The organism is Bradyrhizobium sp. ISRA436, from assembly GCF_029910015.1.
Taxonomy (GTDB): Bacteria; Pseudomonadota; Alphaproteobacteria; order Rhizobiales; family Xanthobacteraceae; genus Bradyrhizobium.
The window spans coordinates 311,422-335,106 of sequence record NZ_CP094519.1 but is presented as its reverse complement, the minus strand read 5'-3'; the positions used below and the strand labels follow the sequence as shown (position 1 = coordinate 335,106).

Below are 23,685 nucleotides of genomic sequence, written 5' to 3'. Positions count from 1 at the left end.
GCCCTCGGAGGAATTCTACTGCTTCGCTTCGCTGCCTGCACCCATCGCGGTCTCGGGGCCGGATGCCGGAACTCGGTTGCCTACCTAATGGAGGCCGAGCGCCTGCGCCAGGTTGAAGGTCAGGAAGCTCGCGACATAGGCCAGCGCGAGCATGTAGACGAACGTCACCACCATCCACTTCGCACTGCCGGTCTCGCGGCGGATCACCGCCAGCGTCGAGGCGCATTGCGGCGCGAAGATGTACCAGACCAGCAGCGACAGCGCGGTCGCCAGCGTCCATTTCTGCGCCAGCACCTGGCCGATCGCATCCGCCGCCTCCTTGCCGCCCTCGATCGAATAGACGGTGCCGAGCGCTGCCACCGCGACCTCGCGCGCCGCCATGCCCGGAATCAGCGCCACCGCGATCTGCCAGTTGAAACCGATCGGCCGAAGCAGCGGCTCGAGCGCGTGGCCGATCATCGCCGCAAAGCTGTAATTGATCGCGGGCCCCTCGGCGCCGGCCGGCGCGGTCGGGAACGACGCCAGGAACCAGATCAGGACCATCATCGAAAGGATGGTGGTGCCGGCGCGATACAGGAACATCTTGGCGCGGGTGAACACGCCGATCGCGATGCTGCGCAGCTGCGGCACCTTGTAGTCGGGCAATTCCAGCATGAACGGCGCCGGCGCATGGTCGCGCCACAGAAAGAACTTCGCGACCGCCGAGACCGTCAGCGCACTGGTGATGCCTGCGGCATAGAGGCCGAACATCACGAGCCCCTGCAAATTGACCCAACCCCACAGCGTCTTCGCCGGCACGAAGGCGGAGATGATCAGGGTGTAGACGGGAATCCGCGCCGAGCAGGTCATCAGCGGCGCAATCAGGATCGTGGTCAGCCGGTCGCGGCGATTGTCGATCACCCGGGTCGCCATGATGCCGGGAATGGCGCAGGCAAAGCTCGACAGCAGCGGAATGAAGGCGCGGCCGTGCAGTCCGGCGCCACCCATGATGCGGTCCATCAGGAAGGCGGCGCGCGCCATGTAGCCGAAATCTTCCAGCAGCAGGATGAACAGGAAGATGATCATGATCTGCGGCAGGAACACGATGACGCTGCCGACGCCGGAGATCAGGCCGTTCTGCAGGAAGCTCTGCAACAGACTCCAGCCTTCGGGCAGCACGTTGTGGATCAGTTGCCCGAGCGCGGCGAAGCTATCCGACAGCAACTGCATGGCCGGCTGGGCCCAGGTGAACACCGCCTGGAACATCACGAACAGGATCAGCGCCAGGATCATCAGGCCCCAGACCGGATGCAGCACGACGGCGTCGATCCGGTTGGTCACGGTATCCGGCTTGGCCGGCAGGCTGACGCTCGCGGCAATGATGCGGTCCGCCTCGCGCTGCGCAGCCTTGAGGTCGGTGATCGTGGGCGCGGTCCATTGGCCGGCCGCGTGTGTCTCATGCGACCGGGCCAGGAACTCGTCGGTCCGCTTGAGCAGGTCGGCGATGCCGCCCTTGCGGACGGCGACCGAGGTCACGATCGGCAGGCCGAGCTCCTGCGACAGCCGCTCCAGATTGATATCGACGCCGCGGCGCTTGGCGATATCGATCATGTTGAGCACGAGGATCATCGGCCGGCCGATCCGCTTGAGCTCGAGCACCAGCCGCAGCGTCAGCCGCAGGTTGGTTGCATCAGCGACACAGAGCACGAGATCGGGCACCGCTTCGCCCTCGAAGCGGCCGAGCACGATGTCGCGGGTGATCTCCTCGTCCGGGCTGCGGCCGCGCAACGAATAGGTGCCGGGCAAATCGAGCACGGTGACGCTGCGGCCTTCCGGCGTGACGAAGCTGCCGGATTTGCGCTCGACGGTGACGCCGGGATAGTTGGCGACCTTCTGGCGGCTGCCGGTCAGGCTGTTGAACAGCGACGTCTTGCCGGTGTTCGGGGCACCGACCAGCGCCAGGCGCAGGGATGCAGTTGTCATTCGACGATCACGGCCATGGCTTCGCTCCGGCGCAGTGCGATCGTGATGTTGTCGACGCGCACCGCGATCGGATCGCGCCGGATCGTGCCTTCGTGCAGGATTTCCACGCGCGCGCCTTCCACAAATCCCATCTCGACCAGGCGCTGCTCCAGCTCCTGCGGTGAGAGCGACGAGCCGGTCTGCGGGGCATCGAGCTTGATGATTTTGCCGACAAAACCGCGACCTGCACGTCCGAGCCGGATGTCCTGGGAGCTTTGGGGATCACGTGTCATATCGCGCGTCATGGGGCCTGTTTTTCAGCAGGTAGTTACAGGGTCAAGCATTTGCCCGCGACAGGTTTTAGAACCACTAAAAACAGCGTCCATACGCGTCGTCCCGGTAGATTCACCGCCGGGCCGCCGGCCACGGCTAACGGGGCCGTGAAGGGCTGCGCGCACCACCCGCCGTGCGACCTTGGCGGGGGCGAGCGCGTCGCCCGCGACCGCCATCCGCGACCACCCCGAGCGATGTGAACCAAATCGGCTACCAATTTGTCGATCCACGTCGATTTCCAGCCCCGTATGCGGTCGGAGGGCGACAAACCGGCGACTGCAACCGAGGGTCGGGTTTTGTCGTTCTCCCGCGCTAAGGTTTGCGTTAAGGTTCGCGCGGAGCCGGAGCGACCTTGCAGACCGCACAACGCAATTCGCTGAGATTGTTGCAATGGATGATGGCCGCTTCGCTGGCCCTCCCGCTGGCATTGTTTGTTTTTGCTTCCGCGGTGACCTGGATCTCGACCAACGAGGCCGCCGACCGGGAGATCGAGCGCACGCTTGACGTCGCCCATGAGCACGCGCTCAAGGTATTCGAGACCATCGACCGCAGCCTGTCCGAGACCGCCGAGATCATCCGCGGCATGTCCGATGCCGATATCGTCTCGCATCAGCAGGGTCTCCACCAGCGGCTGAGCCGGCTCGCCGATACGCTGCCCCAGGTGAAATCGGTCTGGGTGTTCGATGCCAGGGGTCATGCCCTGGTCAACAGCCTCGTCACCCCGCCCCCCGATATCGATTTCTCCGATCGGGATTACTTCCAGATGCATGCCGATGGCGACATCGGCACCTATATCGGCGAGGTGCTGACGCCGCGGCCGCCCTACCAGGGATCGCGGTTCTTCAGCGTCAGCCGAGGCCGCAACAACGACGACGGCAGTTTTGCCGGCGTCATCCAGGCCTCGGTCCTTCCCGAATATTTCGAGAACTTTTATGCGCGGATTGGCCGCGAGCCCGGCAGCTTCCTCGCGCTGATCCGGATCGATGGCACCGTGCTGGCCCACTTCCCCGTCGTCCACCACGATTTCAGGTACGAGCCGAACGGGCCGCTCGGGCAGCACATCGTCGCCCACCCGCTCTCCGGCATCATGACGATAAAGTCCCCGGCCGACGGCATCGAGCGGCGCATTCGCTATCAACGGCTTGCCGAATACCCGGTCTATGTCAGCGCGGGTCTGGAGACCTCGGCGATCCGGGCGCGCTGGATCGCGACCATGGCCCCGCATCTGATCTTCGGCGTACCGGCCACTGCACTGCTGTTCGCCGTGCTCGGCCTCGCCTTGCGGCGAACGCGGCGCCTGTACGAGGAGGCCAACCGGCGCATCGAGGCCGAGGAGGCGCTGCGGCACAGTCAGCGGCTGGAGGCGCTGGGGCAGCTCACCGGCGGCGTCGCGCACGACTTCAACAATCTGCTGACCGTCATCCGTGGATCGGTCGACATGTTGCGACGGCCGGATCTGCCGGAGCCACGGCGACTGCACTACATCGATGCGATCTCCAACACCGTGAACCGCGCCGCCAGACTGACCAGCCAGTTGCTCGCCTTCGCGCGCCGACAAGCCCTCAAGCCCGAGATGTTCGACGTCGGCCAGAGCCTGCGGATCCTGAGCGAGATGGTCGCGACGCTGATCGGGCCGCGTATCGAGATCGTCACGCAGGTGCCGGACGAGCCCAATTTCGTCAACGCCGATCCCGACCAGTTCGAGACCGCGATCATCAACATCGCCGTGAACGCGCGCGACGCCATGAATGGCGCCGGCCGGCTCACGATCACGGTCCGGCAGGCGGACAAATTGCCGTCTGCCCCGACGAATCCGGCCAGTCCGCATGGCCATGTCGCAGTGTCGGTCGCCGACACCGGCGTCGGGATTCCGCAGGACCGGCTGGAACGGATCTTCGAACCCTTCTTCACCACCAAGGAGGTCGGCCAGGGCACCGGCCTCGGCCTGTCGCAGGTGTTCGGCTTCGCCAAGCAGTCCGGCGGCGAGGTGGACGTTATCAGCGAGGTCGGCAAGGGCTCCACGTTTACGCTCTACCTGCCGCGCGTGACCGGCAACGGCTCCCCGCAAGCGCTGCTCGCTGACGATGCACCGCCGGCCGGTCAGGACGGCACCTCGGTGCTGGTGGTCGAGGACAATCCCGAGGTCGGAAAGTTTGCTGCCGACGCGCTGACCCAGCTCGGCTGCAACGCCGTGCTGGTCGACAACGCCGTCCACGCGCTGGAGGAGCTTGCGGCCGGCGCGAGCCGCTTCGACATGGTGTTCACGGACGTCGTGATGCCCGGCATGAGCGGCATCGAACTCGCGAAGGAAATCCGCCGGCTGGGGCTCAATCTGCCGATCGTGCTCGCCAGCGGCTACAGCCAGGTGCTGTCGCAGCAAGGCAGCTCCGGCTTCGAGCTGCTGCAAAAGCCCTACTCGATCGAGCAGCTCAGGCAGATGCTGCACAAGATCGGACGAACGCTGACGGCGAGGCGCGATCAGGCCCCGGCATCGTCGTGAGGGTTCTTGCGCGGCTTGCGGGTCATACGCCCGCGTTCTCGCGACACGATTTGTCCGAGTCTTGCATCTCGTTGCCCCTCCCTGAATTACAGAGGGCGCAGGGAAAGCCGGGTGCCGATCGCACCCATGAGTCCGGTGCAACAGAAAAAGCACCGGAGGTAGGACCACAGGTGAAACCGGATCAATCCCGGCTTTCCCTGCGCGATGGATTACGGCTTACTTCGTGCTCTCTCCGGCGAGACTTGGCTTTTTGTCACCGTCTTCGCAAAGATGCTTCGCGTGCTTAGCGAGGAGACATCTGCCACTGGGGCGTCAGAACCACACGACTTCACCGTCCGCCTCATGCGCACTCGTCAGTTGCGCAATCCGCGTCCACCACATCTCACACCACGTTCGTGACGATCGCGAGTCGCCCCTCATCGGGTGAGATGGCGAGGATCATAGACTGAGCTTCATTTCTGTAAAACAGAAATACTTGTGCGTAAGGGACTTGCCACGTCGGGCAACTCAGTGATTGGCCCGTCAGGAAGGCACCGGCGAAAAGGGCTCCCTCCCCCTTGTGGCGGAGGGAGCCTGAGCCCCGCGCTCACCGTCGTTCCGGGGGGCCGATGCGTAGCGTCGAGCCCGGAATGACGGGTGAATCGGCACAACATTGGCGTCAACTCCCCCGTGCGCGCTGTTTCTCTCCTATCCGGCTCCGCCCGAGCGAAGCGGGCGTTGGAGTCGCGACCAAAACCGGCTATCCATGCGCCGCTTTTGACGAGGGCCACGCGTGATCCCCAGCAACGATACTTCGCCCGCGCCGTTCGGCGCCTTCGCGCCAAATGCGGCGCAGGCTGCGCTCATCCGCCTGGCGCATGGCACCGAACTGAAACGCGGCGCGTTCCGCCCCTGGCTGTCGCGGCTGGTCAATCTGTTCGGTTCGGGGCCGCTCGACGTGCCGTATCAGGGCGCATCGTTCCGCTTCTATCACCAGGCGAGCGCGACCGAGCGCGGCGCATTGTTCAATCCGGACTACAACCTCGAAGAGCTCGAATTCCTGCGCCGGCATGTCGGCGCCGGTGGCACCTTCGTCGATCTCGGCGCCAATGTCGGCACCTACGCGCTGGCGCTGGCGCGCGACGTCGGGCCCACCGGCAAGGTGATCGCGATCGAGCCGCATCCGGTGACGCACGCACGGCTCAAATTCAACACGCAAGCCTCCGGCTACGCGCAGGTGCGGCTGGTCGCGGCCGCCGCCGGTCCGTCTGACGGCGAGCTGATGATCGAGACCGACGGCGACAATCTCGGTGCCAGCCACATCGTGACCGGCACCCCATCGGGCAAGGCATTCAAGGTGCCGTCGCTGCGGCTGCAACGCATTCTCGAGGAGGCCGGCGCGACCAGGGTCGACGCGCTCAAGATCGACGTCGAAGGTTTCGAGGACCGCGTGCTCATCGGCTTCTTCCGGAAAGCCCCGGAGGCGCTGTGGCCGCGCGCCGTGGTGATCGAGCATCTGTCGAAGGATGAATGGACCAGCGACTGCATTGCGGACATGCGCGCACGTGGTTACGTCGAGCAGGGCCGCACGCGAAGCAACACACTGCTCGTGCGAGGCTAGGATGTAGCCACGGCGCGCGTCGATTCCCTCTCCCGCTTGCGGGGGAGGGCCGGGGTGGGGATGCATCCGCGAGTCATGTTGTGGAGAGAACCCCCACCCGGATTGTATCTCCGATGCAATCCGACCTCCTTCGCAGGCGGGAGAGGTGACCGAGACTGCGGATACAACGGTCGTAACAAGGGAGGCTCGCGATGATCGACCATATCGGCTTTTCAGTATCCGACTATGAACGCGCGAAGGCATTCTATCAGACCGCGCTGGCGCCGCTCGGCTACAGCCTGATCATGGAAGTGACGGCCGAGCAGACCGGTCACGATGCCGCGGCCGGCTTCGGCGCCGATGGCAAGCCGGATTTCTGGATCGGCGGCGAAGGCGCGATGAACAAGCCGGTGCATATCGCGATATCAGCCAAGGATCGCGCCGCCGTCGACGCTTTCTACAAGGCCGCTATGTCGGCCGGCGGTACGGACAACGGCCCTCCCGGCATTCGCGCGCATTATCACCCCAATTATTACGGCGCCTTCGTATGCGACCCCGACGGGCACAACATCGAGGCGGTCTGTCACATGCCGGTGTGAGTTCCCGGCGCGAATCAGGAACGTCGCTGCACGCGGCCCGTTGTCGCTATGAGAGGCATGGAGCGATCAATGACTGCGAGCCGACCGGGCACCCCTGACCCCCGCAAGCTCTCGACGTCGACGCCGATCGAGCCGCCGGAGGTCCCACCGACGACGCCGGGCACACCGAGCGAACCACCGCCGGGAATTCCCCCGGGCAACCCGCGACCGGAAGTGCCACAGCCGGTGCATGAGCCCGGCGAGCCGTCGCGGCCGCACGAACTTCCCGGTGATATGCCTGATGAATTGCCGATCCCCACTCCGCCCGGGCCCCCCGGCCCGCCCAGTCCGCCGCCTGCGGCCGATCGCCTGGCGGCGCCGCGCAACATCTGTCCGACCAGGTTCCGCTGCGGACCTTCGTATGTCTGAGCACTTCTTCTGAATGCGCCATGAATAAACGCGCATGCAACCCGTTATGATGTCGAAATAAAGTTCGGCTCTGATTCGTCGCCCGCCACAATCCGGCCTAACGGCTGGCCGTTCATCGTCCCGCCGAATTGTTCGGTTCTCTCGTTTCCTTCCTGCCCAGACGTTTCTCCGGGGATTCCACTACATGACAAAGCTTCGTCTCGTGCTGCTTGCCACGACTGCGCTGACGGTGATGCAGTTCGCTGCCACAGCGTCGCACGCACAAACATCGCCGCTTGTCGTCGCGCAGGCGCAACCGAGGGAAGAGGTCGGACCCGACGGAAAGCCTAAGGCGCGCCCCACACCGGGCGGCCCGGCGCATCCGGCACCGCCGGCCGGCGCACCGCGTCCGGCACAGCCTCCGGCAGCGGCTCCGCATCCCACGCCGCCCCCGCCCGCGGCCCCCGCGCGGCCGACGCCGCCGCCTGCCGCCGCGCCGGCACGTCCGACCCCGCCGGCACCTCCGGTCGCGCGGCCTGCACCGCCCGCGCCCACGCACCCCACGCCGCCCACGCACCCCACGCCGCCCGCGCCCGCACACCCCACTCCGCCGGCAGCCGCCCCGGCACGGCCGGCTCCGACCCCGCCGCCCGCGGCCGCACACCCCACCCCACCAGCGCCGCCCGCTGCTGCACCTACGCGGCCGTCTCCGACACCGCCGCCGGCAGCAGCGCCTGCGCGCCCGACCCCGCCAGCGCCGCCTGCGGCCGCACCAACGCGTCCGGCTCCGACGCCGCCGCCCGCGGCCGGTCCGGCGCACGCGCCGAGCCCGGCGCCAAGCGCGGCTCCTGGTGCGACTCCTGGAGCGCGGCCCGGTGCATTGCCGACGTCACCGCCCGCTGCGCAGACGCCGGCAGCTCCGGCCCCCGGCGCGCGCCCGCAGGGCGGACCGCCAGCCGCCGGTGCAAGGCCGGCCCCGGGCACACCGCCCGCCGCAGCCACGCCTGCGCCTACACCTTCGGCCACAACACCGCCTACTGCCGGCGGACAGCCTCCGGCGCGTCCGGGCACCCTGCCCACGCAGCCTCCGGCGGCGGGCGGTGCGACGCCGCCCGCGCGTCCCGGTGCATTGCCGACGGCACCGGCCAGCCCGCAGGCCGGCGGCCCGGCCCGGCCCCCGCTGCCGGCGGGCGCCGCTGCCCCGACTGTGGTCCCAGGCTCTGCGGCCGCAGCGCCGCCGCCCGGCAGGGCGCAATACGCCCCGCCGACGGTTGCGCCCGCCTTCCGGGCCGCGCCTGCGGTTGCGGCTCCGCTGCCGCCACCACCAGCACCGCCGCGGCGTGACCTGACACCGCTCGCCATCGGCGCAGGCGTGGTGGCCGGCGCGGTGATCGGCGCGACTATCGCCGACCTCCACAATCAGCGGCAGGAGGTCGTCGAAGGCGGCCGCACGATCTACACCGAGCCCGACCGCATCATCATCCGCGATCCGAGCGGGCAGGAGTACGTGCGCGGCAACGATCTGTATCGCTTCCGCTATGGCGCCCGCGACATCCGCACCGAGACCGTCGGCGGCGAAACCCGCACCGTCGTGATCCGTCCCGACGGCAGCGAGATCATCACCGTGGTCGGTCCGGACGGTCAGCTGCTGCGGCGAATCCGTAGGGATCCCCGCGGGCGTGAGCTCGTGATCATCGACAACACCTACCGCGATCCGCAGGCGGTCGGCGGTTTCTATGTCGACGCGCCACCGCCGGTGGTCAGCATTCCCTATGACCGCTACATCGTCAGCGCGGAGGATGCGTCGCCCGATGTGATCTACGAGACCATGGAAGCGCCGCCGGTGGACCGGATCCAGCGACGTTATTCGCTCGACGAGATCCGCTACAGCCCGAACGTGCGCATGTTGATGCCGTCGATCGACATCAACACCATCAACTTCGACACCGGATCGTGGGCGATCCCGCCGGACCAGGCTGCGAAGCTGCAGGTGATTGCCGACGGCCTCAACCGGGCGATCCAGCGCAACCCGCGCGAGGTGTTCCTGATCGAGGGTCACACCGACGCGGTCGGCAACGACGTCGACAATCTGTCGCTGTCGGATCGCCGCGCGCAGGCCGCGGCCGAATTGCTGACCCAGCAGTTCGGCGTGCCGGCGGAGAACCTGACGTCGCAGGGCTACGGCAAGCAGTATCTGAAGGAGCAGACCGACGGACCGAGCCGCATCAACCGGCGCGTCACCGTCCGCCGCATCACCCCGCTGCTCAACGGCGATCAGGCGGCTGCGGCACCGCCGCACTGAGCCGACGGTTAAGCGCAATAAAGCGAAATGGCCGGGAGCGATCCCGGCCATTTTTTGTTGTGCAGCGATTGTGAATTGATGGTCGAACTACGCCGCTTCCTGACGCCTCTCCCGCTTGCGGGGAGGCCGACGCGCGAAGCGCGTCGGGTGGGGTTGTCTCCACCCAAATGAACGGCGCCTTCGTGGCGACACCCCCACCCTGACCCTCCCCCGCAAGCGGGAGAGGGAGCGCATCTGCGATGCGGCGAGAACTCGAGCACTGCCCTTCACCCCGCCATCTGCTGCGGATCGTAGAAGAAGCGCTCCTCGATCAGCTCGTCGCCGCGCCAGGTCTGCCAGGCAACCTCTTCCATGCTGCGGACCTTGCCGTCCTTGCCGGTGAACTCGAACCGCCAGCAGATCGCGGAGTGATCGCCGTCGATCAGCAGCGGTCCGAGCCGCGTGGTCTTGACGCCGGCGACCTGCGCCAGCACCGCGGCCTCGCGCGCCACCAGCGCCTCGCGGCCGACGCGCCATTCGCCGACATTCTCCTGAGTGCGGGCATCGGCGGCGTAGAAATTCATGATCGCGCCGACATGATCGTTGGATTCCACCGTATCGGCGAACGCCTGCAGGGTCTCTAGTGAGGGCATGAGGGATCTCCCTGATTGTCCGGGCATGATCGCCGCGCAAACGCTTCGCATTTGTCGCGTCGCTCAAGTTACAGACTAATGGTCGGTATTTACCGACTGATAGTTTGTAAGTCAATTGGCTTGTTTCTGGAACTGCGCTAGACAAAGAGCATGGCAACCCAGGCCGAACGGCGCGAGAAAACCAGGACTTCGATCGTCAAGGCGGCGCGGCGCATCTTCGGCGAGCGCGGCTTTACGGCGACGACGATGGACGACATCGCCGCCGGTGCACGCGTGGCGAAAGGCGCGGTCTATCATCACTTCGCGACCAAGGAGGCGGTGTTCGAGGCGGTGTTCGAGCAGGTCTCGGTCGATCTCGTCGCCGATCTCGACCGCGTCGCGCGCGCCGAGAACGATCCGCTCGCCGCGATGGCGGCCGGCACGCAGGGGTATTTCGCGGCGTGCTCCAAGGGTCCGACCGGCCAGATCATCCTGCGTGATGGCCCCGCCGTGCTCGGCTGGGAGCGCTGGCGCGAGATCGACGCCAGGCATTTCGGCGGCAAGTTTTCACACGCGCTGACTGCTGCGATGGAGGCCGGCGTGATCGCCAAGCAGCCGATCGAGCCGCTGGCGCGGCTGCTGCTCGGGGCGGTGACGGAGGCCGCGGTTGCGGTCTCCGCCGGCCCCGACATTGGCAAGGCCGGCACCGACTACGCGCGCGCGTTCCGTTCGCTGCTGGATGCGCTGCGGGTGAAGTAGCCGAACTCTCTCCTGTCGTCCCTGCGAAGGCATGGACGACTGAGAGCTTGTGTCCGCCGCCTTAGCCCTTGTCGCTTTCGAGCTGGAAGATCTGCGAGCCCTCGCCGCTCGAGAGCAGGCCGGTCTTGCCGTAGAGCCCGAGCTTGGCGCGGGTGTCGGCGATATCGAGGTTGCGCATCGTGAGCTGGCCGATGCGGTCGACCGGCGTGAACGGCGCGTCCTCGACCTTCTCCATGCTGAGCCGTTCCGGCGCATAGGTCAGGTTCGGGCTCTCGGTGTTTGATATCGAGTAGTCGTTGCCGCGGCGCAGCTCGAGCGTCACCTCGCCGGTGATAGCGCGCGCCACCCAGCGCTGCGCGGTCTCGCGCAGCATCAAAGCCTGCGAATCGAACCAGCGGCCCTGATAGAGCAGGCGACCGAGGCGAAGACCGCTGATGCGATACTGCTCGATGGTGTCCTCGTTATGGATGCCGGTGACCAGCCGCTCATAGGCGATGTGCAGCAGCGCCATGCCGGGCGCCTCGTAGATGCCGCGGCTCTTCGCCTCGATGATGCGGTTCTCGATCTGGTCGCTCATGCCGAGACCGTGGCGGCCGCCGATCGCGTTGGCCTCGAGGAACAGTGCGACCGGATCGGCAAAAGTCTTGCCGTTCAGCGCGACCGGCTGGCCCTCCTCGAAGCGCACCACAACCTTCTCGGGCTTGACGTCGCAATCGGCGCGCCAGAACGGCACGCCCATGATCGGGTTGACGATGGTGATGCCGCTGTCGAGCTGCTCGAGATCCTTCGCCTCATGCGTTGCGCCGAGCAGATTGCTGTCGGTCGAGTACGCCTTCTCGGCACTCATCTTATAGGCGAAGCCATGCACGGTCATGAACGCCGACATCTCGGCGCGGCCGCCGAGCTCGTCGATGAACTGCTGGTCAAGCCAGGGCTTGTAGATCCGCAGGCTCGGATTGGTCAAAAGGCCGTAGCGATAGAAGCGCTCGATGTCGTTGCCCTTGAAGGTCGAGCCGTCGCCCCAGATGTTGACGCCGTCCTCCTGCATGGCGGCGACCAGCATCGTGCCGGTTACGGCGCGGCCGAGCGGGGTGGTGTTGAAATAGGTGATGCCGCCGGTCGAGATGTGGAAGGCGCCCGACTGGATCGCGGCAATGCCCTCATGGACCAGTTGCGTGCGGCAATCGACCAGGCGCGCCTTCTCGGCGCCGAAGTCCATCGCCTTGCGCGGGATCGCGTCGTAATCGGCCTCGTCGGGCTGGCCAAGATTGGCGGTATAGGCGAAGACGCGGGCGCCCTTCTGCTTCATCCAGAGCAGCGCCGCGCTGGTGTCGAGCCCGCCCGAGAATGCGATGCCGACTTTCTCTCCCTTGGGCAGGCTTTTCAGAATCGTACTCATGGAACGGTCCAATCGGTCGAAATCAGGGGTGTTTGGAGCTGGCGAATATCAAATTTCGGAAGGCTGGGCACGCCTTTAATCGCGGCTTTCGCGGCCGCGCCAACGCTGCATCAGCCGGTGGCCGGGCATGGCCAGCCGCGTCAGCGCCGCATCGACCTGTTCGTCGGTCAGGCGAGTGGCGGCCCAGCGGTAGATCAGGGCATAGAACAGCCAGATCACCAGGAAGGACACAAGGCCCGCGATCGCCACGTCGGTGAAGAAATGGCCGCCAAAGGCCATCCTGAGCCCGCTGGTGACCACGCCGAACACGGTGGCCCCGACGTAGGCGAGCGGCCGCCAAGCGGCCGGCGCCAGCGCCGCCGGCGCATAGGTCCAGAACGCGGTCGCGCCCTCGCCGGAGAAGAACGAGCAGTTGCGCGGGCAGGCGCCGCGCGGATCCCACCACGCGACGAACGGAAGCTCGCCGCCGAACTGGGCGACCGCCACCGGGCGCGGCCGGCCCCAATAGCTCTTGAAGGTGAGGTTGGTGAGCACGCCGGCCGAGAGCAGCATCGTGGCGAGCAGGAAGACCGCCGCGCGGGGCGACATCAGCATCGGCCGGTCCGGCCGGATGAACTTCACCACGATCGCCACGATCGCCGGCAGCACCAGCGCCCAGGCGATCCACATCGCCGCGTCGCGCGCGAACGCCGCGAGCCCATCGGCCCTCAGCGGGAACGCCTTCTGCGTGCTGTCGTAGAACAGCGCCGCCAGCTTCAGGTCGAGCTCGGGATAGATCCCGAACAGGAGGCCGATGACGAGCGCAAGCCCGAGCGCGATGACAAGTCCGGTCCGGTTCATGGCGCGCGGTTTAGCCGAGGCGGATGAGCATGGGAAGCTTCACGGCTGCGGCGGCGTCTGCGACGGCAGCGGCGGCGGTGGCAAGGGACGCGACGGCTCGCGCCAGGCGCCGGCGGTGCGGCCGGCGATCAGCCAATAGACCAGGCCCGCGACGATGCCGGCGCCGGTCATGATCTCCATGTGCCGCTGCACGATGCCATGGAATTGCATGGTGTCGGGATCGAACGGCACCAGGCCGAGATAGCAGGCCGCGCCGACCAGCGCGCCGCCCACGGCATAGGCCAACACGCTCCTGACGTAGAAGGCCTCGGTGATCAGCACGATGATCAGCGCCGGCAGCAGCGCAAAACCGGAAATGAAGATGAAGCCAAAGCCGAGCACGATATTGATCGCGCTCTGGTCGATCTGCGCGCCGAAATCGCTGATCTCGGGATAGAGCACCGCGCCGACCACGATGATGCCGGCGGCAAGGCAGGCCACCAGGAATGCGAAGGCGACGACGAACAGGCGGCCGATCAGGGCCATTGGGTCATTCCATTGTCAGATAAGGCTGGGCACCAACCCACTCGATCGTCATGCCCGGGCCTGGCCCGGGCATCCACGTCTTCTCTCGGGGAGAGAAAGCCAAGACGTGGATGGCCGGGACAAGCCCGGCCATGACGAAATATGGAGACACTTCTCAATCCGTCATCGCCATCGCGCGCAGCGCCTGGCGCTCGCGCGCCGAGAGCTTTTCGGTTTCCGACTTGAGCTGGCCGCAGGCGGCGAGGATGTCGCGGCCGCGCGGCGTGCGCACCGGCGAGGAATAGCCGGCATTGAAGATGTATTCGGAGAATTTCTCGATCTGCTCCCAGTCCGAGCATTCGTAGGCCGTGCCCGGCCACGGGTTGAACGGAATGAGATTGATCTTGGCCGGAATGCCCTTGAGCAGCCTCACCAATAGCCTCGCGTCATCGAGCGAATCGTTGACGCCCTTGAGCATCACATATTCGAAGGTGATGCGCCGCGCGTTCGACGCGCCGGGATAGTCGCGGCAGGCCTGCAGCAGTTCTTGAATCGGATATTTGCGATTGAGCGGCACCAGCTCGTTGCGCAGCTCATCGCGCACCGCATGCAGCGAGATCGCGAGCATCACGCCGATCTCCTCGCCGGTGCGCTTGATGTTCGGCACCACGCCCGAGGTCGACAGCGTGATGCGGCGGCGGGAAATGCCGATGCCTTCATTGTCGGCGACGATCAGCAGTGCATCGCGCACCGCGTCGAAATTATAGAGCGGCTCGCCCATGCCCATCATCACGATGTTGGTGACGAGGCGCGAGCCGTTCTCGCGATCGCCCCAATCGTTCAGCCGGTCGCGCGCCACCATCACCTGGCCGACGATCTCGCCGGCGGTGAGGTTGCGCACCAGCCGCTGCGTGCCGGTGTGGCAGAACGCGCAGTTCAGCGTGCAGCCGACCTGCGAGGAGACGCACAGCGTGCCGCGATCGGTCTCCGGGATGTAGACGCACTCGACCTCATGCGGCTTCTCGAGCTTGTCGCCGCTCGGCAGCCTGAGCAGCCATTTGCGCGTGCCGTCATTGGAGATCTGCTCGGCGACGACCTCGGGACGGTCGACGGTAAAATGCTTCTCGAGTTCGGCGCGCATGTCCTTCGAGACGTTGGTCATCTCGGCGAAGTTCCTGGCGCCGCGGAAATACATCCAGTGCCAAAGCTGCTGCGTGCGCATCTTGCGTTGCGACGGCGGAACTCCGACCTCGCCGAGGCGATCGGCGATCTCGGCGCGCGACAACCCGATCAGCGACGGCTTGGCCGGCGGCACATAGGTTTCGAGCGGAACCTTTTCGACCAGCGTATTGGCCGTGGCATGTTGAACGATCGATTCTGCGGTCATCGCGTGTCTGTGCTTGTGGGATTTCCGATCCTCACCCTTAAGGAGCGGCGCCTCCGCCGCATCTCGAAGAATGAGGCCATCGGCCGGGCCGCATGGCTCGAGATGGCCCTGATGCCTTCTCACCCATGAGGGGAACCAACCCTCAAATAGGCCTTCTGCCGCCGATAAACAACGCTGATTCGGACTTAGCGTCGGCAGTCGTGCGCCAGCCGGTCGAGCGCCTGCGACAGGCCCTTCAGCGAGAACGTATCGGTGGTCTCTGTGCCCTTGGCCGAGACCGCTTTCACCGTCGCCTCACCCGATTTGCGCATGGCTTCCACCATCCGCTCCTCCTCGGCCGCGTTCTTGATCCAGAGGCCGTCACCCTGCGTGTACATCGCGTAGGTCCCGCCGCCGACCTGGAGCGTCGATTCGGAGCCCGGCTTCAGGGTGTAACCGATCATGACCGAGACTTCGTTGACGACCTTTTCCGCCGGACGGGTCGAGACGAAGGCATAGGCCGGATCGCGCGGCCTGTTCGGCGGATTGGTCTTCGACGACGACGGCTTGGCGAGCGCGAAGCAGACCTTCTTGCCGTTCGGCGAAGCCATGTAGGCACCCCAGGTGCCGTATTGGCCGATCAGCGTCGGCTCCGCACCGCCGGCCGCAGCCGCGGCAGGCGACGCGGGCTTGGCTGCTTCCTTCTTCGGCGCAGTTTGTTTCGGCGCAGCGTGCGCCGGTGCAAGCGAGATGATCCCGCACACCAGACTACCCGCAACCAGCGATGTCAGTATTTGCCGCACGGCCAACTGGTTCCCCCATCATTGTGACTGGAAGATGGCTCGGCGATTCCCCTCCGCCGGCTCGGATGGATAACCGGGAAACGTCTTCTTGGGAAGGCAGTTACGCCAGGAGACGAGCGTGCGGCACAGAAGCGGCGCGTCACCTCTTGGCGCGCGCTGCGCGCTGCTTCTCCCACTGCGCGTCGGTCCATTGCAGCAGGTCCTCCGCGCCGGAACTGCGCAAGTGAGAGCCGCCGTCCTGCACCACCATCTCGCCGTTGATGTAGCCGGCCTGGTCGGAGATCAGGAAGGTCGCGAGGTTGGCAAGTTCGGAATGCTCGCCGGCGCGGCCGAGCGGATTGCGGTGCGACCAGCTCTCGCCGCGGCCCTCGGGACGCAACTGTCCGGTGGCGCCGGGCGTCGGGAACGCACCGGGCGCAATCGCCACCGTGCGGATGCCCTTCGGACCCCACTCGACCGCGAGGCTCTTGGTCATCGCCAGCACCGCGGTCTTGGCCATCGACGACGGCACGGTGAAGGCGCGGCCGGTGATGGTCGAGGTCGAAAGAATCGAGAGCACCACGCCCTTGTGCTTGCCCTCGATCCAGCGGCGGCCGGCTGCGAGCGTGCAATACAGCGTGCCGTGCAGCGTCGGGGCGAGAATCGCGTCCGCCGCGCGGAATGACAGATGTTCGGTCTGCGCGATGAAGGTTGCGGCAGCATTGTTGACGAGTACGTCGATCGGCGCCTCCTGCCAGATCTGGTCCATCATCGCTTCAACCGCAGCGCCATCGCGAATATCGCATCGCGCGGTGGAGACTTTCGCGCCAAATTCGCTGCGGAATTTTCCTGCGGTCTCCTCCAGCAATTCCTGCCGACGACCACAAATGATCAGTTCGGCGCCAAGCTCGGCAAAGCGACGCCCCATGACAGCGCCAAGGCCGGAGCCGCCGCCGGTGATCAGGATGCGCTTGTTCGCCAGCAGGCCTTTTTCAAACATAGTTTGATCCTCCGCTTGTATTGTCGCTCCGCCGTAAATCCGGCATGAAGCTCTCAGCCTAGAACGCTGAAACCTTTGTGTGTCCGAAAATCAGGTGTGTCCATGAAAGCCATCCTCTGCTCGCAATACTGTCAACCCGACGATCTCGTGCTGGCTGACGTGCCGGATCCCGCGGCAGGTCCCGGCGAAGCCGTGATCGCGATCAAGGCGGCTGCGCTGAACTTCTTCGACATCTTGATGATCCAGGGCAAGTACCAGATCAAGCCGCCGTTCCCGTTCTCGCCGGCTGCGGAAGTCGCAGGCGTGATCGAGAGCGTCGGCGAAGGCGTCACCGATCTCAAGCCCGGCGACCGCGTCGTGGCGTCCTGCGGCCATAACGGCGCGCGCGACAAGATCGCGCTGCCGGCGAATGCGATCGTGAAGATCCCCGACAATCTCGACTATGACCGCGCCGCCGGCATCATCATCATCTACGGCACCGCGCTGCATGCGCTGGAAGATCGCGCGAGCCCGAAGCCGGGCGAGACGCTCGCGGTGCTCGGCGCCGCCGGCGGCACCGGACTTGCCGCTTGCGAACTCGGCAAACTGATGGGCCTGAAGGTGATCGCCTGCGCCTCGTCGGACGAGAAGCTCGAATTCGCCAAGCAGCACGGCGCCGAGCTGACGCTGAACTACGCCAAGGAAGATTTGAAGGAAGGTCTGCGCAAGCTGACCGGCGGCAAGGGCGCCGACATCGTGTTCGATCCGGTCGGCGGCGCTTACGCCGAAGCTGCGCTGCGCTCGACCGCGTGGGAAGGCCGCTTCCTGGTGATCGGCTTTGCCGCCGGCGAGATCCCGAAGATCCCGCTCAACCTCGCGCTCCTGAAGGGCTGCGACATCAGAGGCGTGTTCTGGGGCGCATGGGCGCGGCAGAATCCGGAGAAGAACCGCAAGAACCTCGAGAAGCTCGTGCAGTGGACCGCGGAAGGCAAGATCTCATCGCATGTCGACCGCACCTTCCCGCTGTCGCAGACCGCGGAAGCCCTGAAGGTGCTCGCCGGCCGCAAGGCGATGGGCAAGGTGATCCTGCATCCGGGAAGCTGAGAAGAGATCGCGTAGCCTCGGATGAAGCCAACGGGTCGCGCGAACGCGCGCCCGATGACAGGCTCAGCGAAATCCGGGACGGTTCATCGGCGCCGGATTGCGCTTCGCTTCATCCGGGCTACGCGGCGCTTACTCCTCGCTCAGCGTGGCGCGTTTCAGCGCGGCACGCGCGGCCTCGCGATGCTCGGGCGTGATGTGGCTTGCCACCATGCGGATCGCGGTCGCGAGCACCGCCGCATCGTCGGTGAAGCCGAGGATCGGCATCATGTCGGGAATGAAGTCGAACGGCAGGATGAAATAGGCGATGGCGCCAAGCAGCGCCGCCTGCACATGGCGCGGCGTCTGGCGGTCGAAGGCGCAGTAATAAGCGGCGAGCAGATCCTCGGCGAAAGGCAGCCGCGCCACCACCTTCTTGAACTTGATCCAGAAGCGGCGGCGCACGCTTTCGCGATCCTGGGCCAGCCGGTCGGCGGGCTCGAATCCCACGCTGTGTTCGGTCGATGCCATCGCAAGGCTCCTCGACGCCGCGCGGCAGTCGGGCGACGTTCGCTGCGAATCTGGTGATGTCAGACGGCCGCCGCAAGGCGCGCTGCATCAACGCCCCGACCCCTCATCCCGAGGAGCCGCGAAGCAGCGTCTCGAAGGATGCAGGCCCGGGCCTCATGGTTCGCCTGGCGATGCGCAGCATCGTCCAGAGACGCGCGTTCCGCGCTCCTCGCCATGAGGGCTGACAAAGTCAGCTCACCCCGAGCTGCCTTGCGATCGCGTTCATGGCCTTGGCGAGCTCGATGTCGCGTTTGGTCACCCCGCCGACCTCGTGGGTCGCCAGCATGACCTCGACCGTCTTGTAGACGTTCTTCCATTCAGGATGATGGTCGTTCTTTTCCGCGACCAAGGCCGCGCGACACATAAAGCCAAAAGCTTCGTTGAAGTCCTTGAACACGAAGGTCTTTGTGATGGCCGCACGGCCAGGCATCTCCGCCCAGCCGGCCAATTCCCAGAGCGCGGCCTTCCTTGCTTCCGCCGACAGCAATTCCACCATGACAGCCCTCCTGTTTGGCCCCAACCTTAACCTAACGGCCGGCCTGCGCGATGGGATCCACGCCGAAATTAAGGCCGAAATTGCGTCCTATCGCCGCTGCTCACCATGACGGAGATGTAACGTCGGTCGTCCCCGGAATTTGCTACAAATCGGGGATGTATGCGCGCCGGCCCTTTTGAGATTGAGCCCCAAGCTTTTGTTTGCGAGATCGATGACCAACGGCACTGGCCCCGCCGACATATTGCCGAAGCCGCCCCGTTCTGCGCGGCAACGGCTGATATTCGTGCTGATCGCGGGTGTGCTCGCCATCATCGGCACGATGGCTGCAGGCTATTATTTCGCGATGCGGCCGGTGACGCTGCGCATCGCGGTCGGCCCGCCCAACAGCGACGATGTCAAGCTGGTGCAGACACTGGCCCAGGCTTTCAACAACCAGGCGAATAGCCAGGTCAAGCTTCGCCCGATGCAAACCGATGGCGCTCCGGCGAGCGCGCAGGTGCTCGCCGAAGGCAAGGCCGATCTCGCCATCATCCGCGGCGATCTCGAAGTGCCGAAGAACGCACAGGCGGTTGCGACGCTGCGCAAGAATGTCGTGGTGATGTGGGTTCCACCCGCGGCGAAAGGCAAGCGGCGGAAGGGCCCGAAGATCACCAAGATCGCGCAGCTTGCCGGCCACAAGATCGGCGTCGTTGGCCGTACCCAGGCCAACGTCAATCTGCTCAAGATGATCCTGGTGCAATATGGCATCGACCCGATGAAGGTCGATATCGTCCAGTTCCCGGTCAATGAGGCGGTCGAGGCGATCCGCAACCAGAAGGCCGACGCCTATCTCGCCGCAGGTCCCGCCAACAGCAAGATCACGATCGACGCGATCGCGGCATCGGCCCATGACGGCAACGAGCCGACCTTCCTCGCCATCGATGCCTCCGAGGCGATCGCGCAGAACCATCCGGCCTATGAAGCCTCGGAAATCCCCGCCGGCTCGCTCGGCTCTGCCGACCGGCCGGAGGACGAGGTCAAGACCATCAGCTTCTCGCATCACATCGTCGCCCGCAAAGGCCTATCGGAATCGACGGTGGCAGCGTTTACGCGGCAATTGTTCTCGATCCGGCAGTCGCTGAAGAGCGATTTCCCGCTCGCCGCCAAGATCGAGACCCCCGACACCGACAAGGACGCCGTCATCCCGGTGCATCCGGGCGCCGCCGCCTTCGTCGATGGCGAGGAAAAGACCTTCCTCGACCGCTACAGCGATTACATCTGGTGGAGCCTGATGGCGCTCTCGGCGATGGGCTCGGCCGGCGCGTGGTTCGCCGGCTATCTCAAGCAGGACGAACGCAACACCAACACCTCGCAGCGCGATCGCCTGCTGGACATGCTGAAGGCCGCGCGGCGCAGCGATTCGACCGATGAGCTCGACCAGATGCAGGCGGAGGCCGACGACATCCTGCGCGACACGCTGGTGTGCTTCGAGCGTGGCGCGATCGAACAGGGCACGCTGACCGCGTTCAACATCGCGCTCGAGCAGTTCCACAACGCGGTCGCCGACCGCAAGGCGCTGTTGATGAGCATGCCGCAGAACCTGCAGCGCGCCGCCACCCAGTTCCGCGCGGCGGGCTCGGCATAAGGGACGACTCCCTCTCCGCGAACTCATTCCGCCTCTCCCGCTTGCGGGGGAGGCCGACGCGCGTAGCGCGGCGGGTGGGGGGCTCTCTCCGCGGCATCATTCGCGGAGGAAGCCCCCACCCCACCCTCCCCCGCAAGCGGGAGAGGGAGCCTGACAGACGTGCTCACCTTACGAGGCACGTCGCAGTTCTCCCCCGCGCAGCCACTCCCTGTAATCTCTCCGTCATGGAATTTTTCTAGGTCTTTGCGAGCTTGCGGCGCAGTGTCGCGTCCTATTCCTGGAGGCCCCCATGACGATCCGGTTTTCGCGCAAGATCACTCGCCGACGCTTCCTGTCCACCGCGGCAGCGACCGGGGCCGGCGTCGTTGCGATGCCTTATCTCTCCCGCGCTGCCGACCGGCCGGCGATCACCCATGGTGTGCAGTCCGGCGACGTCGGTGTCGACGGCGGCGTGGTCTGGGCCCGGGCCGATCGCCCGTCGCAGATGATGGTCGAGGTCGCGACCACGGAATCGTTCAAGGATGCGCGCACGCTGCCGCCGATCGCGGCGCTGCCGGAGAGCGACTTCACCGCCAAGATGCTGCTGGAGAACCTGCCCTCCGGCCAGGACATCTTCTATCGCGTGCGCTTCCGCGATCTCTCCCACATCGACATCGCAGGCGAGCCGGTGATCGGCCGCTTCCGCACCGCGCCGAGCGATCGCCGCGACGTCTCCTTCGTGTGGGGCGGCGACGTGGCCGGCCAGGGCTGGGGCATCAATCCCGATGACGGCGGTATGGTCACCTTCTCCGCCATGAAGAAGCACAAGCCGGATTTCTTCCTGCATTCCGGCGACACCATCTATGCTGACGGCATCATCACGGCCGAGCAGAAGCAGCCCGACGGCAAGATCTGGAAGAACATCACAATTCCGGAAAAGGCCAAGGTCGCCGAGACGCTCAACGAATTCCGTGCCGCCCACAAATACAATTTCCTCGACGAGAATCTGCGCGCCTTCAATGCCGAAGTGCCGATCTTCGTGCAGTGGGACGATCACGAAGTGATGAACAACTGGTCGCTGTCGAAGCAACTGCCCGACGCCTACAAGGAGCGCGACATCATGCTGCTTGCCGCGCGTTCGGCCCGTGCCTTCCACGAGATGTATCCGATGCGCGAGAGCATCGTCGAGCCGGGCCGGGTCTACCGCACGTTGAGCTACGGCCCGCTGCTCGACGTCTTCATGCTCGACGAGCGCAGCTATCGCGGCCCCAACGGCCCGAACCTGCAGGAGACCTATGGTCCCGACGCCTATTTCCTCGGGCCCGACCAGCTCGCCTGGCTGAAGCGCGGCTTGCTCAACTCGCGCGCCACCTGGAAGGTGATCGCCTCCGACATGCCGCTCTCCCTCCTCGTCTATGACGACGCGGCCAACAAGAAGGGTTCGGAAGCCTTCGCGCAGGGCGACGGTCCGGCACGCGGCCGCGAGCTCGAGATCGCCGACGTCCTGCGCTTCATCAAGACCGCTGGAATCGTCAACACGGTGTGGCTGACCGCCGACGTGCACTACGCCGCCGCGCACTACTACAACCCGAACAAGGCGCAGTTCCAGGAGTTCGATCCGTTCTGGGAATTCGTCTCCGGCCCGCTGCATGCCGGTACGTTCGGCCCGAACGAACTCGACAACACGTTCGGCCCCGAAGTGAAGTTCGTGAAGGCGCCGGGCGAAGCGAACCAGAACCTGCCGCCGTCGGCCGGCATGCAGTTCTTCGGTCACGTCAAGATCGACGGCAAGAGCGGACAGATGACGGTGAGCCTGCGCGATCGTGCCGACGCCGAATTGTGGTCGATCACGCTCGATCCGAAGCAGGCGTAGTCCGGTCGCATCCACTACGGAACCGCCCCTTTCCTGGACGTCCCTGGCCCAAGGCCGGGGCGACGCGATTGACCGGGGATGGACGTCACCGACCTGTTCCGGTATCGATATCAGAGCCGTTGTGCTGGGGGCCCGGAGGGGCGGAGCATGAGGCGCTACGAGTCCATTCGCGTGCTCGGTGGCATCGTCGCGGGGTCTCGGCCGTGCCACCTCATTGTCGTCGCCATAGCAGCGTTCGTGCTGCTGCCGATCGAAGCCAGCGATGCCGGCAGGCTGCCGCATATCTTCAAGAGCTCGTCAAAGCACGCCGGATCGCCAAAGCGCGTGAGGCCGGCCAAGTTGGCCAGGCACAGAGTCTCACCAAAACCCCACGCCACGCGGCTTGCCGCCCTCGGGCCGGCCGTCCTGCCTCGTTCCGCTCTCAAACCGGCCTCGGCAAAATGCGATCCCTCGACATTCCGGATGGTTCTCGATGTGGGGCATACGGCTGAATCGGAGGGCGCGATCAGCGCTCGCAATGTCGCCGAGTACACCTTCAACCTGCGCCTTGCCCGGCTGATCGACGAGAAATTGAAGGCCGAAGGCTTTGCCGAAACCAGACTCCTTGTGACTGAGGGCAAGGCCAGACCCAGCCTCTTCAAACGAGTGGCTGCGGCCAATGATCTGCGCACAGATCTCTTCCTGTCGATCCACCATGACTCCGTGCCCAACAAATTGCTCGAGGACTGGGATTTCGAGGGCAAGAAAAGCCATTACAGCGATCGGTTCAGCGGGTACTCCATCTTCGTCTCCCGCGACAATCCGGACTTCAAGACGAGCCTCTCGTTCGCCGAACTGATGGGCAAGGAATTAAAGGCCGAGGGGCTTCCTTATGCCGAGCAATACACGCAACCCATCATGGGTCGCTATCAGCACCCGCTGCTGAACAAGGAGACCGGCGTCTACAGCTATGATGAGCTCATCGTGCTGCGAAAGACCCGGATGCCCGCCGTGTTGCTGGAGGCGGGCTCGATAATCAACCGGGACGAGGAGCTCGAGATGGACTCGCCCGAACGGCAGAACATGATCAGCAGCAGCGTCGCGGCCGCCGTCAAGGAGTTCTGTGAGCCGCGATGGGCCATCCTCGGTCCGCTCTGATCGCCCTGTGACGCACCGCCGAGCATCTCAGCGAAACGCGATCCG

The 23,685-nt window shown here is 65.5% G+C and carries 21 protein-coding genes; 10 read left to right on the top strand and 11 right to left on the bottom strand.

What is annotated here, in order from left to right; genetic code table 11:
- Positions 1-84 precede the first annotated feature (84 nt).
- Positions 85-1,962, bottom strand: a complete 1,878-nt coding sequence (locus tag MTX23_RS01565) for a ferrous iron transporter B (RefSeq protein WP_280974898.1) — start codon at positions 1,960-1,962, stop codon at positions 85-87.
- Complete coding sequence (locus tag MTX23_RS01560; protein WP_280974897.1) at positions 1,959-2,234, bottom strand: FeoA family protein; 276 nt, start codon at positions 2,232-2,234, stop codon at positions 1,959-1,961. Before MTX23_RS01560 ends, MTX23_RS01565 begins: the two co-directional genes overlap by 4 nt.
- A gap of 392 nt (positions 2,235-2,626) precedes the next feature.
- Here MTX23_RS01560 and MTX23_RS01555 point away from each other — a divergent pair, with 392 nt between their 5' ends.
- The 5 genes from MTX23_RS01555 (at position 2,627) to MTX23_RS01535 (ending at position 9,641) form a co-directional block, all read left to right on the top strand.
- Positions 2,627-4,774: a hybrid sensor histidine kinase/response regulator gene (locus MTX23_RS01555; RefSeq protein ID WP_280974896.1), complete on the top strand. Its 2,148-nt coding sequence runs from the start codon at positions 2,627-2,629 to the stop codon at positions 4,772-4,774.
- Between the two features lie 772 nt (positions 4,775-5,546).
- Positions 5,547-6,374 carry an FkbM family methyltransferase gene (locus MTX23_RS01550; protein WP_280974895.1) on the top strand — a complete coding sequence of 276 codons (828 nt, stop codon included), beginning with the start codon at positions 5,547-5,549 and terminating at the stop codon, positions 6,372-6,374.
- Positions 6,375-6,565: 191 nt separating this feature from the next.
- Positions 6,566-6,952, top strand: coding sequence for a VOC family protein (locus MTX23_RS01545; protein WP_280974894.1), 387 nt, complete (start codon positions 6,566-6,568; stop codon positions 6,950-6,952).
- Positions 6,953-7,021: 69 nt separating this feature from the next.
- Positions 7,022-7,360 carry a hypothetical protein gene (locus MTX23_RS01540; RefSeq protein ID WP_280974893.1) on the top strand — a complete coding sequence of 113 codons (339 nt, stop codon included), beginning with the start codon at positions 7,022-7,024 and terminating at the stop codon, positions 7,358-7,360.
- A 184-nt stretch (positions 7,361-7,544) separates the two neighbouring features.
- Positions 7,545-9,641: an OmpA family protein gene (locus MTX23_RS01535; protein WP_280974892.1), complete on the top strand. Its 2,097-nt coding sequence runs from the start codon at positions 7,545-7,547 to the stop codon at positions 9,639-9,641.
- Positions 9,642-9,907: 266 nt separating this feature from the next.
- Here the strand turns inward: MTX23_RS01535 and MTX23_RS01530 are convergent, their stop codons facing one another.
- On the bottom strand, positions 9,908-10,273 hold the full coding sequence (locus tag MTX23_RS01530) for a nuclear transport factor 2 family protein (protein WP_280974891.1): 366 nt from the start codon (positions 10,271-10,273) through the stop codon (positions 9,908-9,910).
- A gap of 150 nt (positions 10,274-10,423) precedes the next feature.
- Between MTX23_RS01530 and MTX23_RS01525 the strand changes: the two genes are divergently transcribed.
- Positions 10,424-11,011, top strand: coding sequence for a TetR/AcrR family transcriptional regulator (locus MTX23_RS01525; protein WP_280974890.1), 588 nt, complete (start codon positions 10,424-10,426; stop codon positions 11,009-11,011).
- Between the two features lie 61 nt (positions 11,012-11,072).
- On the opposite strand, the gene argG is transcribed toward MTX23_RS01525, so the two are convergent.
- The 6 genes from argG to MTX23_RS01495 form a co-directional block, all read right to left on the bottom strand.
- Positions 11,073-12,410 carry an argininosuccinate synthase gene (gene argG / locus MTX23_RS01520; RefSeq protein ID WP_280974889.1) on the bottom strand — a complete coding sequence of 446 codons (1,338 nt, stop codon included), beginning with the start codon at positions 12,408-12,410 and terminating at the stop codon, positions 11,073-11,075.
- A 75-nt stretch (positions 12,411-12,485) separates the two neighbouring features.
- On the bottom strand, positions 12,486-13,250 hold the full coding sequence (locus MTX23_RS01515) for a phosphatase PAP2 family protein (protein WP_280974888.1): 765 nt from the start codon (positions 13,248-13,250) through the stop codon (positions 12,486-12,488).
- Positions 13,251-13,289: 39 nt separating this feature from the next.
- Positions 13,290-13,775 (bottom strand): hypothetical protein, encoded by a 486-nt coding sequence (locus MTX23_RS01510; protein ID WP_280974887.1) that lies wholly within the window; start codon positions 13,773-13,775, stop codon positions 13,290-13,292.
- A gap of 154 nt (positions 13,776-13,929) precedes the next feature.
- A complete protein-coding gene (gene rlmN / locus MTX23_RS01505) occupies positions 13,930-15,141 on the bottom strand; it encodes a 23S rRNA (adenine(2503)-C(2))-methyltransferase RlmN (protein ID WP_280974886.1) in 1,212 nt (403 codons plus the stop codon).
- A gap of 185 nt (positions 15,142-15,326) precedes the next feature.
- The gene (locus MTX23_RS01500; RefSeq protein ID WP_280974885.1) at positions 15,327-15,929 is read right to left on the bottom strand and encodes an invasion associated locus B family protein; all 603 of its coding nucleotides are present in this window, start codon (positions 15,927-15,929) and stop codon (positions 15,327-15,329) included.
- Positions 15,930-16,062: 133 nt separating this feature from the next.
- Entirely contained in the window at positions 16,063-16,902 is an 840-nt protein-coding gene (locus MTX23_RS01495) for an SDR family oxidoreductase (RefSeq protein ID WP_280974884.1), read from the bottom strand.
- 102 nt (positions 16,903-17,004) lie between these two features.
- Between MTX23_RS01495 and MTX23_RS01490 the strand changes: the two genes are divergently transcribed.
- Positions 17,005-17,985 (top strand): NADPH:quinone oxidoreductase family protein, encoded by a 981-nt coding sequence (locus MTX23_RS01490; protein ID WP_280974883.1) that lies wholly within the window; start codon positions 17,005-17,007, stop codon positions 17,983-17,985.
- A gap of 129 nt (positions 17,986-18,114) precedes the next feature.
- Here the strand turns inward: MTX23_RS01490 and MTX23_RS01485 are convergent, their stop codons facing one another.
- Together MTX23_RS01485 and MTX23_RS01480 are read right to left on the bottom strand one after the other, a co-directional pair.
- Positions 18,115-18,492 (bottom strand): YkvA family protein, encoded by a 378-nt coding sequence (locus MTX23_RS01485; RefSeq protein ID WP_280974882.1) that lies wholly within the window; start codon positions 18,490-18,492, stop codon positions 18,115-18,117.
- A gap of 229 nt (positions 18,493-18,721) precedes the next feature.
- Complete coding sequence (locus tag MTX23_RS01480; protein ID WP_280974881.1) at positions 18,722-19,027, bottom strand: 4a-hydroxytetrahydrobiopterin dehydratase; 306 nt, start codon at positions 19,025-19,027, stop codon at positions 18,722-18,724.
- Positions 19,028-19,304: 277 nt separating this feature from the next.
- Between MTX23_RS01480 and MTX23_RS01475 the strand changes: the two genes are divergently transcribed.
- From MTX23_RS01475 to MTX23_RS01465, 3 genes are all read left to right on the top strand, one after another.
- The gene (locus MTX23_RS01475) at positions 19,305-20,651 is read left to right on the top strand and encodes a TAXI family TRAP transporter solute-binding subunit (RefSeq protein ID WP_280978334.1); all 1,347 of its coding nucleotides are present in this window, start codon (positions 19,305-19,307) and stop codon (positions 20,649-20,651) included.
- A gap of 289 nt (positions 20,652-20,940) precedes the next feature.
- Positions 20,941-22,503: an alkaline phosphatase D family protein gene (locus MTX23_RS01470; RefSeq protein WP_280974880.1), complete on the top strand. Its 1,563-nt coding sequence runs from the start codon at positions 20,941-20,943 to the stop codon at positions 22,501-22,503.
- Positions 22,504-22,650: 147 nt separating this feature from the next.
- Positions 22,651-23,640: an N-acetylmuramoyl-L-alanine amidase gene (locus MTX23_RS01465; protein ID WP_280974879.1), complete on the top strand. Its 990-nt coding sequence runs from the start codon at positions 22,651-22,653 to the stop codon at positions 23,638-23,640.
- Positions 23,641-23,685 lie beyond the last annotated feature (45 nt).

Bases quoted from the DNA above. Each gene is read 5' to 3' on its own strand.
- MTX23_RS01565 (WP_280974898.1), bottom strand. From the start codon at position 1,962: ATGACAACTGCATCCCTGCGCCTGGCGCTGGTCGGTGCCCCGAACACC.
- MTX23_RS01560 (WP_280974897.1), bottom strand. From the start codon at position 2,234: ATGACACGTGATCCCCAAAGCTCCCAGGACATCCGGCTCGGACGTGCA.
- MTX23_RS01545 (WP_280974894.1), top strand. From the start codon at position 6,566: ATGATCGACCATATCGGCTTTTCAGTATCCGACTATGAACGCGCGAAG.
- MTX23_RS01540 (WP_280974893.1), top strand. From the start codon at position 7,022: ATGACTGCGAGCCGACCGGGCACCCCTGACCCCCGCAAGCTCTCGACG.
- MTX23_RS01535 (WP_280974892.1), top strand. From the start codon at position 7,545: ATGACAAAGCTTCGTCTCGTGCTGCTTGCCACGACTGCGCTGACGGTG.
- MTX23_RS01530 (WP_280974891.1), bottom strand. From the start codon at position 10,273: ATGCCCTCACTAGAGACCCTGCAGGCGTTCGCCGATACGGTGGAATCC.
- MTX23_RS01525 (WP_280974890.1), top strand. From the start codon at position 10,424: ATGGCAACCCAGGCCGAACGGCGCGAGAAAACCAGGACTTCGATCGTC.
- argG (WP_280974889.1), bottom strand. From the start codon at position 12,410: ATGAGTACGATTCTGAAAAGCCTGCCCAAGGGAGAGAAAGTCGGCATC.
- MTX23_RS01515 (WP_280974888.1), bottom strand. From the start codon at position 13,250: ATGAACCGGACCGGACTTGTCATCGCGCTCGGGCTTGCGCTCGTCATC.
- MTX23_RS01510 (WP_280974887.1), bottom strand. From the start codon at position 13,775: ATGGCCCTGATCGGCCGCCTGTTCGTCGTCGCCTTCGCATTCCTGGTG.
- rlmN (WP_280974886.1), bottom strand. From the start codon at position 15,141: ATGACCGCAGAATCGATCGTTCAACATGCCACGGCCAATACGCTGGTC.
- MTX23_RS01495 (WP_280974884.1), bottom strand. From the start codon at position 16,902: ATGTTTGAAAAAGGCCTGCTGGCGAACAAGCGCATCCTGATCACCGGC.
- MTX23_RS01490 (WP_280974883.1), top strand. From the start codon at position 17,005: ATGAAAGCCATCCTCTGCTCGCAATACTGTCAACCCGACGATCTCGTG.
- MTX23_RS01485 (WP_280974882.1), bottom strand. From the start codon at position 18,492: ATGGCATCGACCGAACACAGCGTGGGATTCGAGCCCGCCGACCGGCTG.
- MTX23_RS01480 (WP_280974881.1), bottom strand. From the start codon at position 19,027: ATGGTGGAATTGCTGTCGGCGGAAGCAAGGAAGGCCGCGCTCTGGGAA.
- MTX23_RS01470 (WP_280974880.1), top strand. From the start codon at position 20,941: ATGACGATCCGGTTTTCGCGCAAGATCACTCGCCGACGCTTCCTGTCC.
- MTX23_RS01465 (WP_280974879.1), top strand. From the start codon at position 22,651: ATGAGGCGCTACGAGTCCATTCGCGTGCTCGGTGGCATCGTCGCGGGG.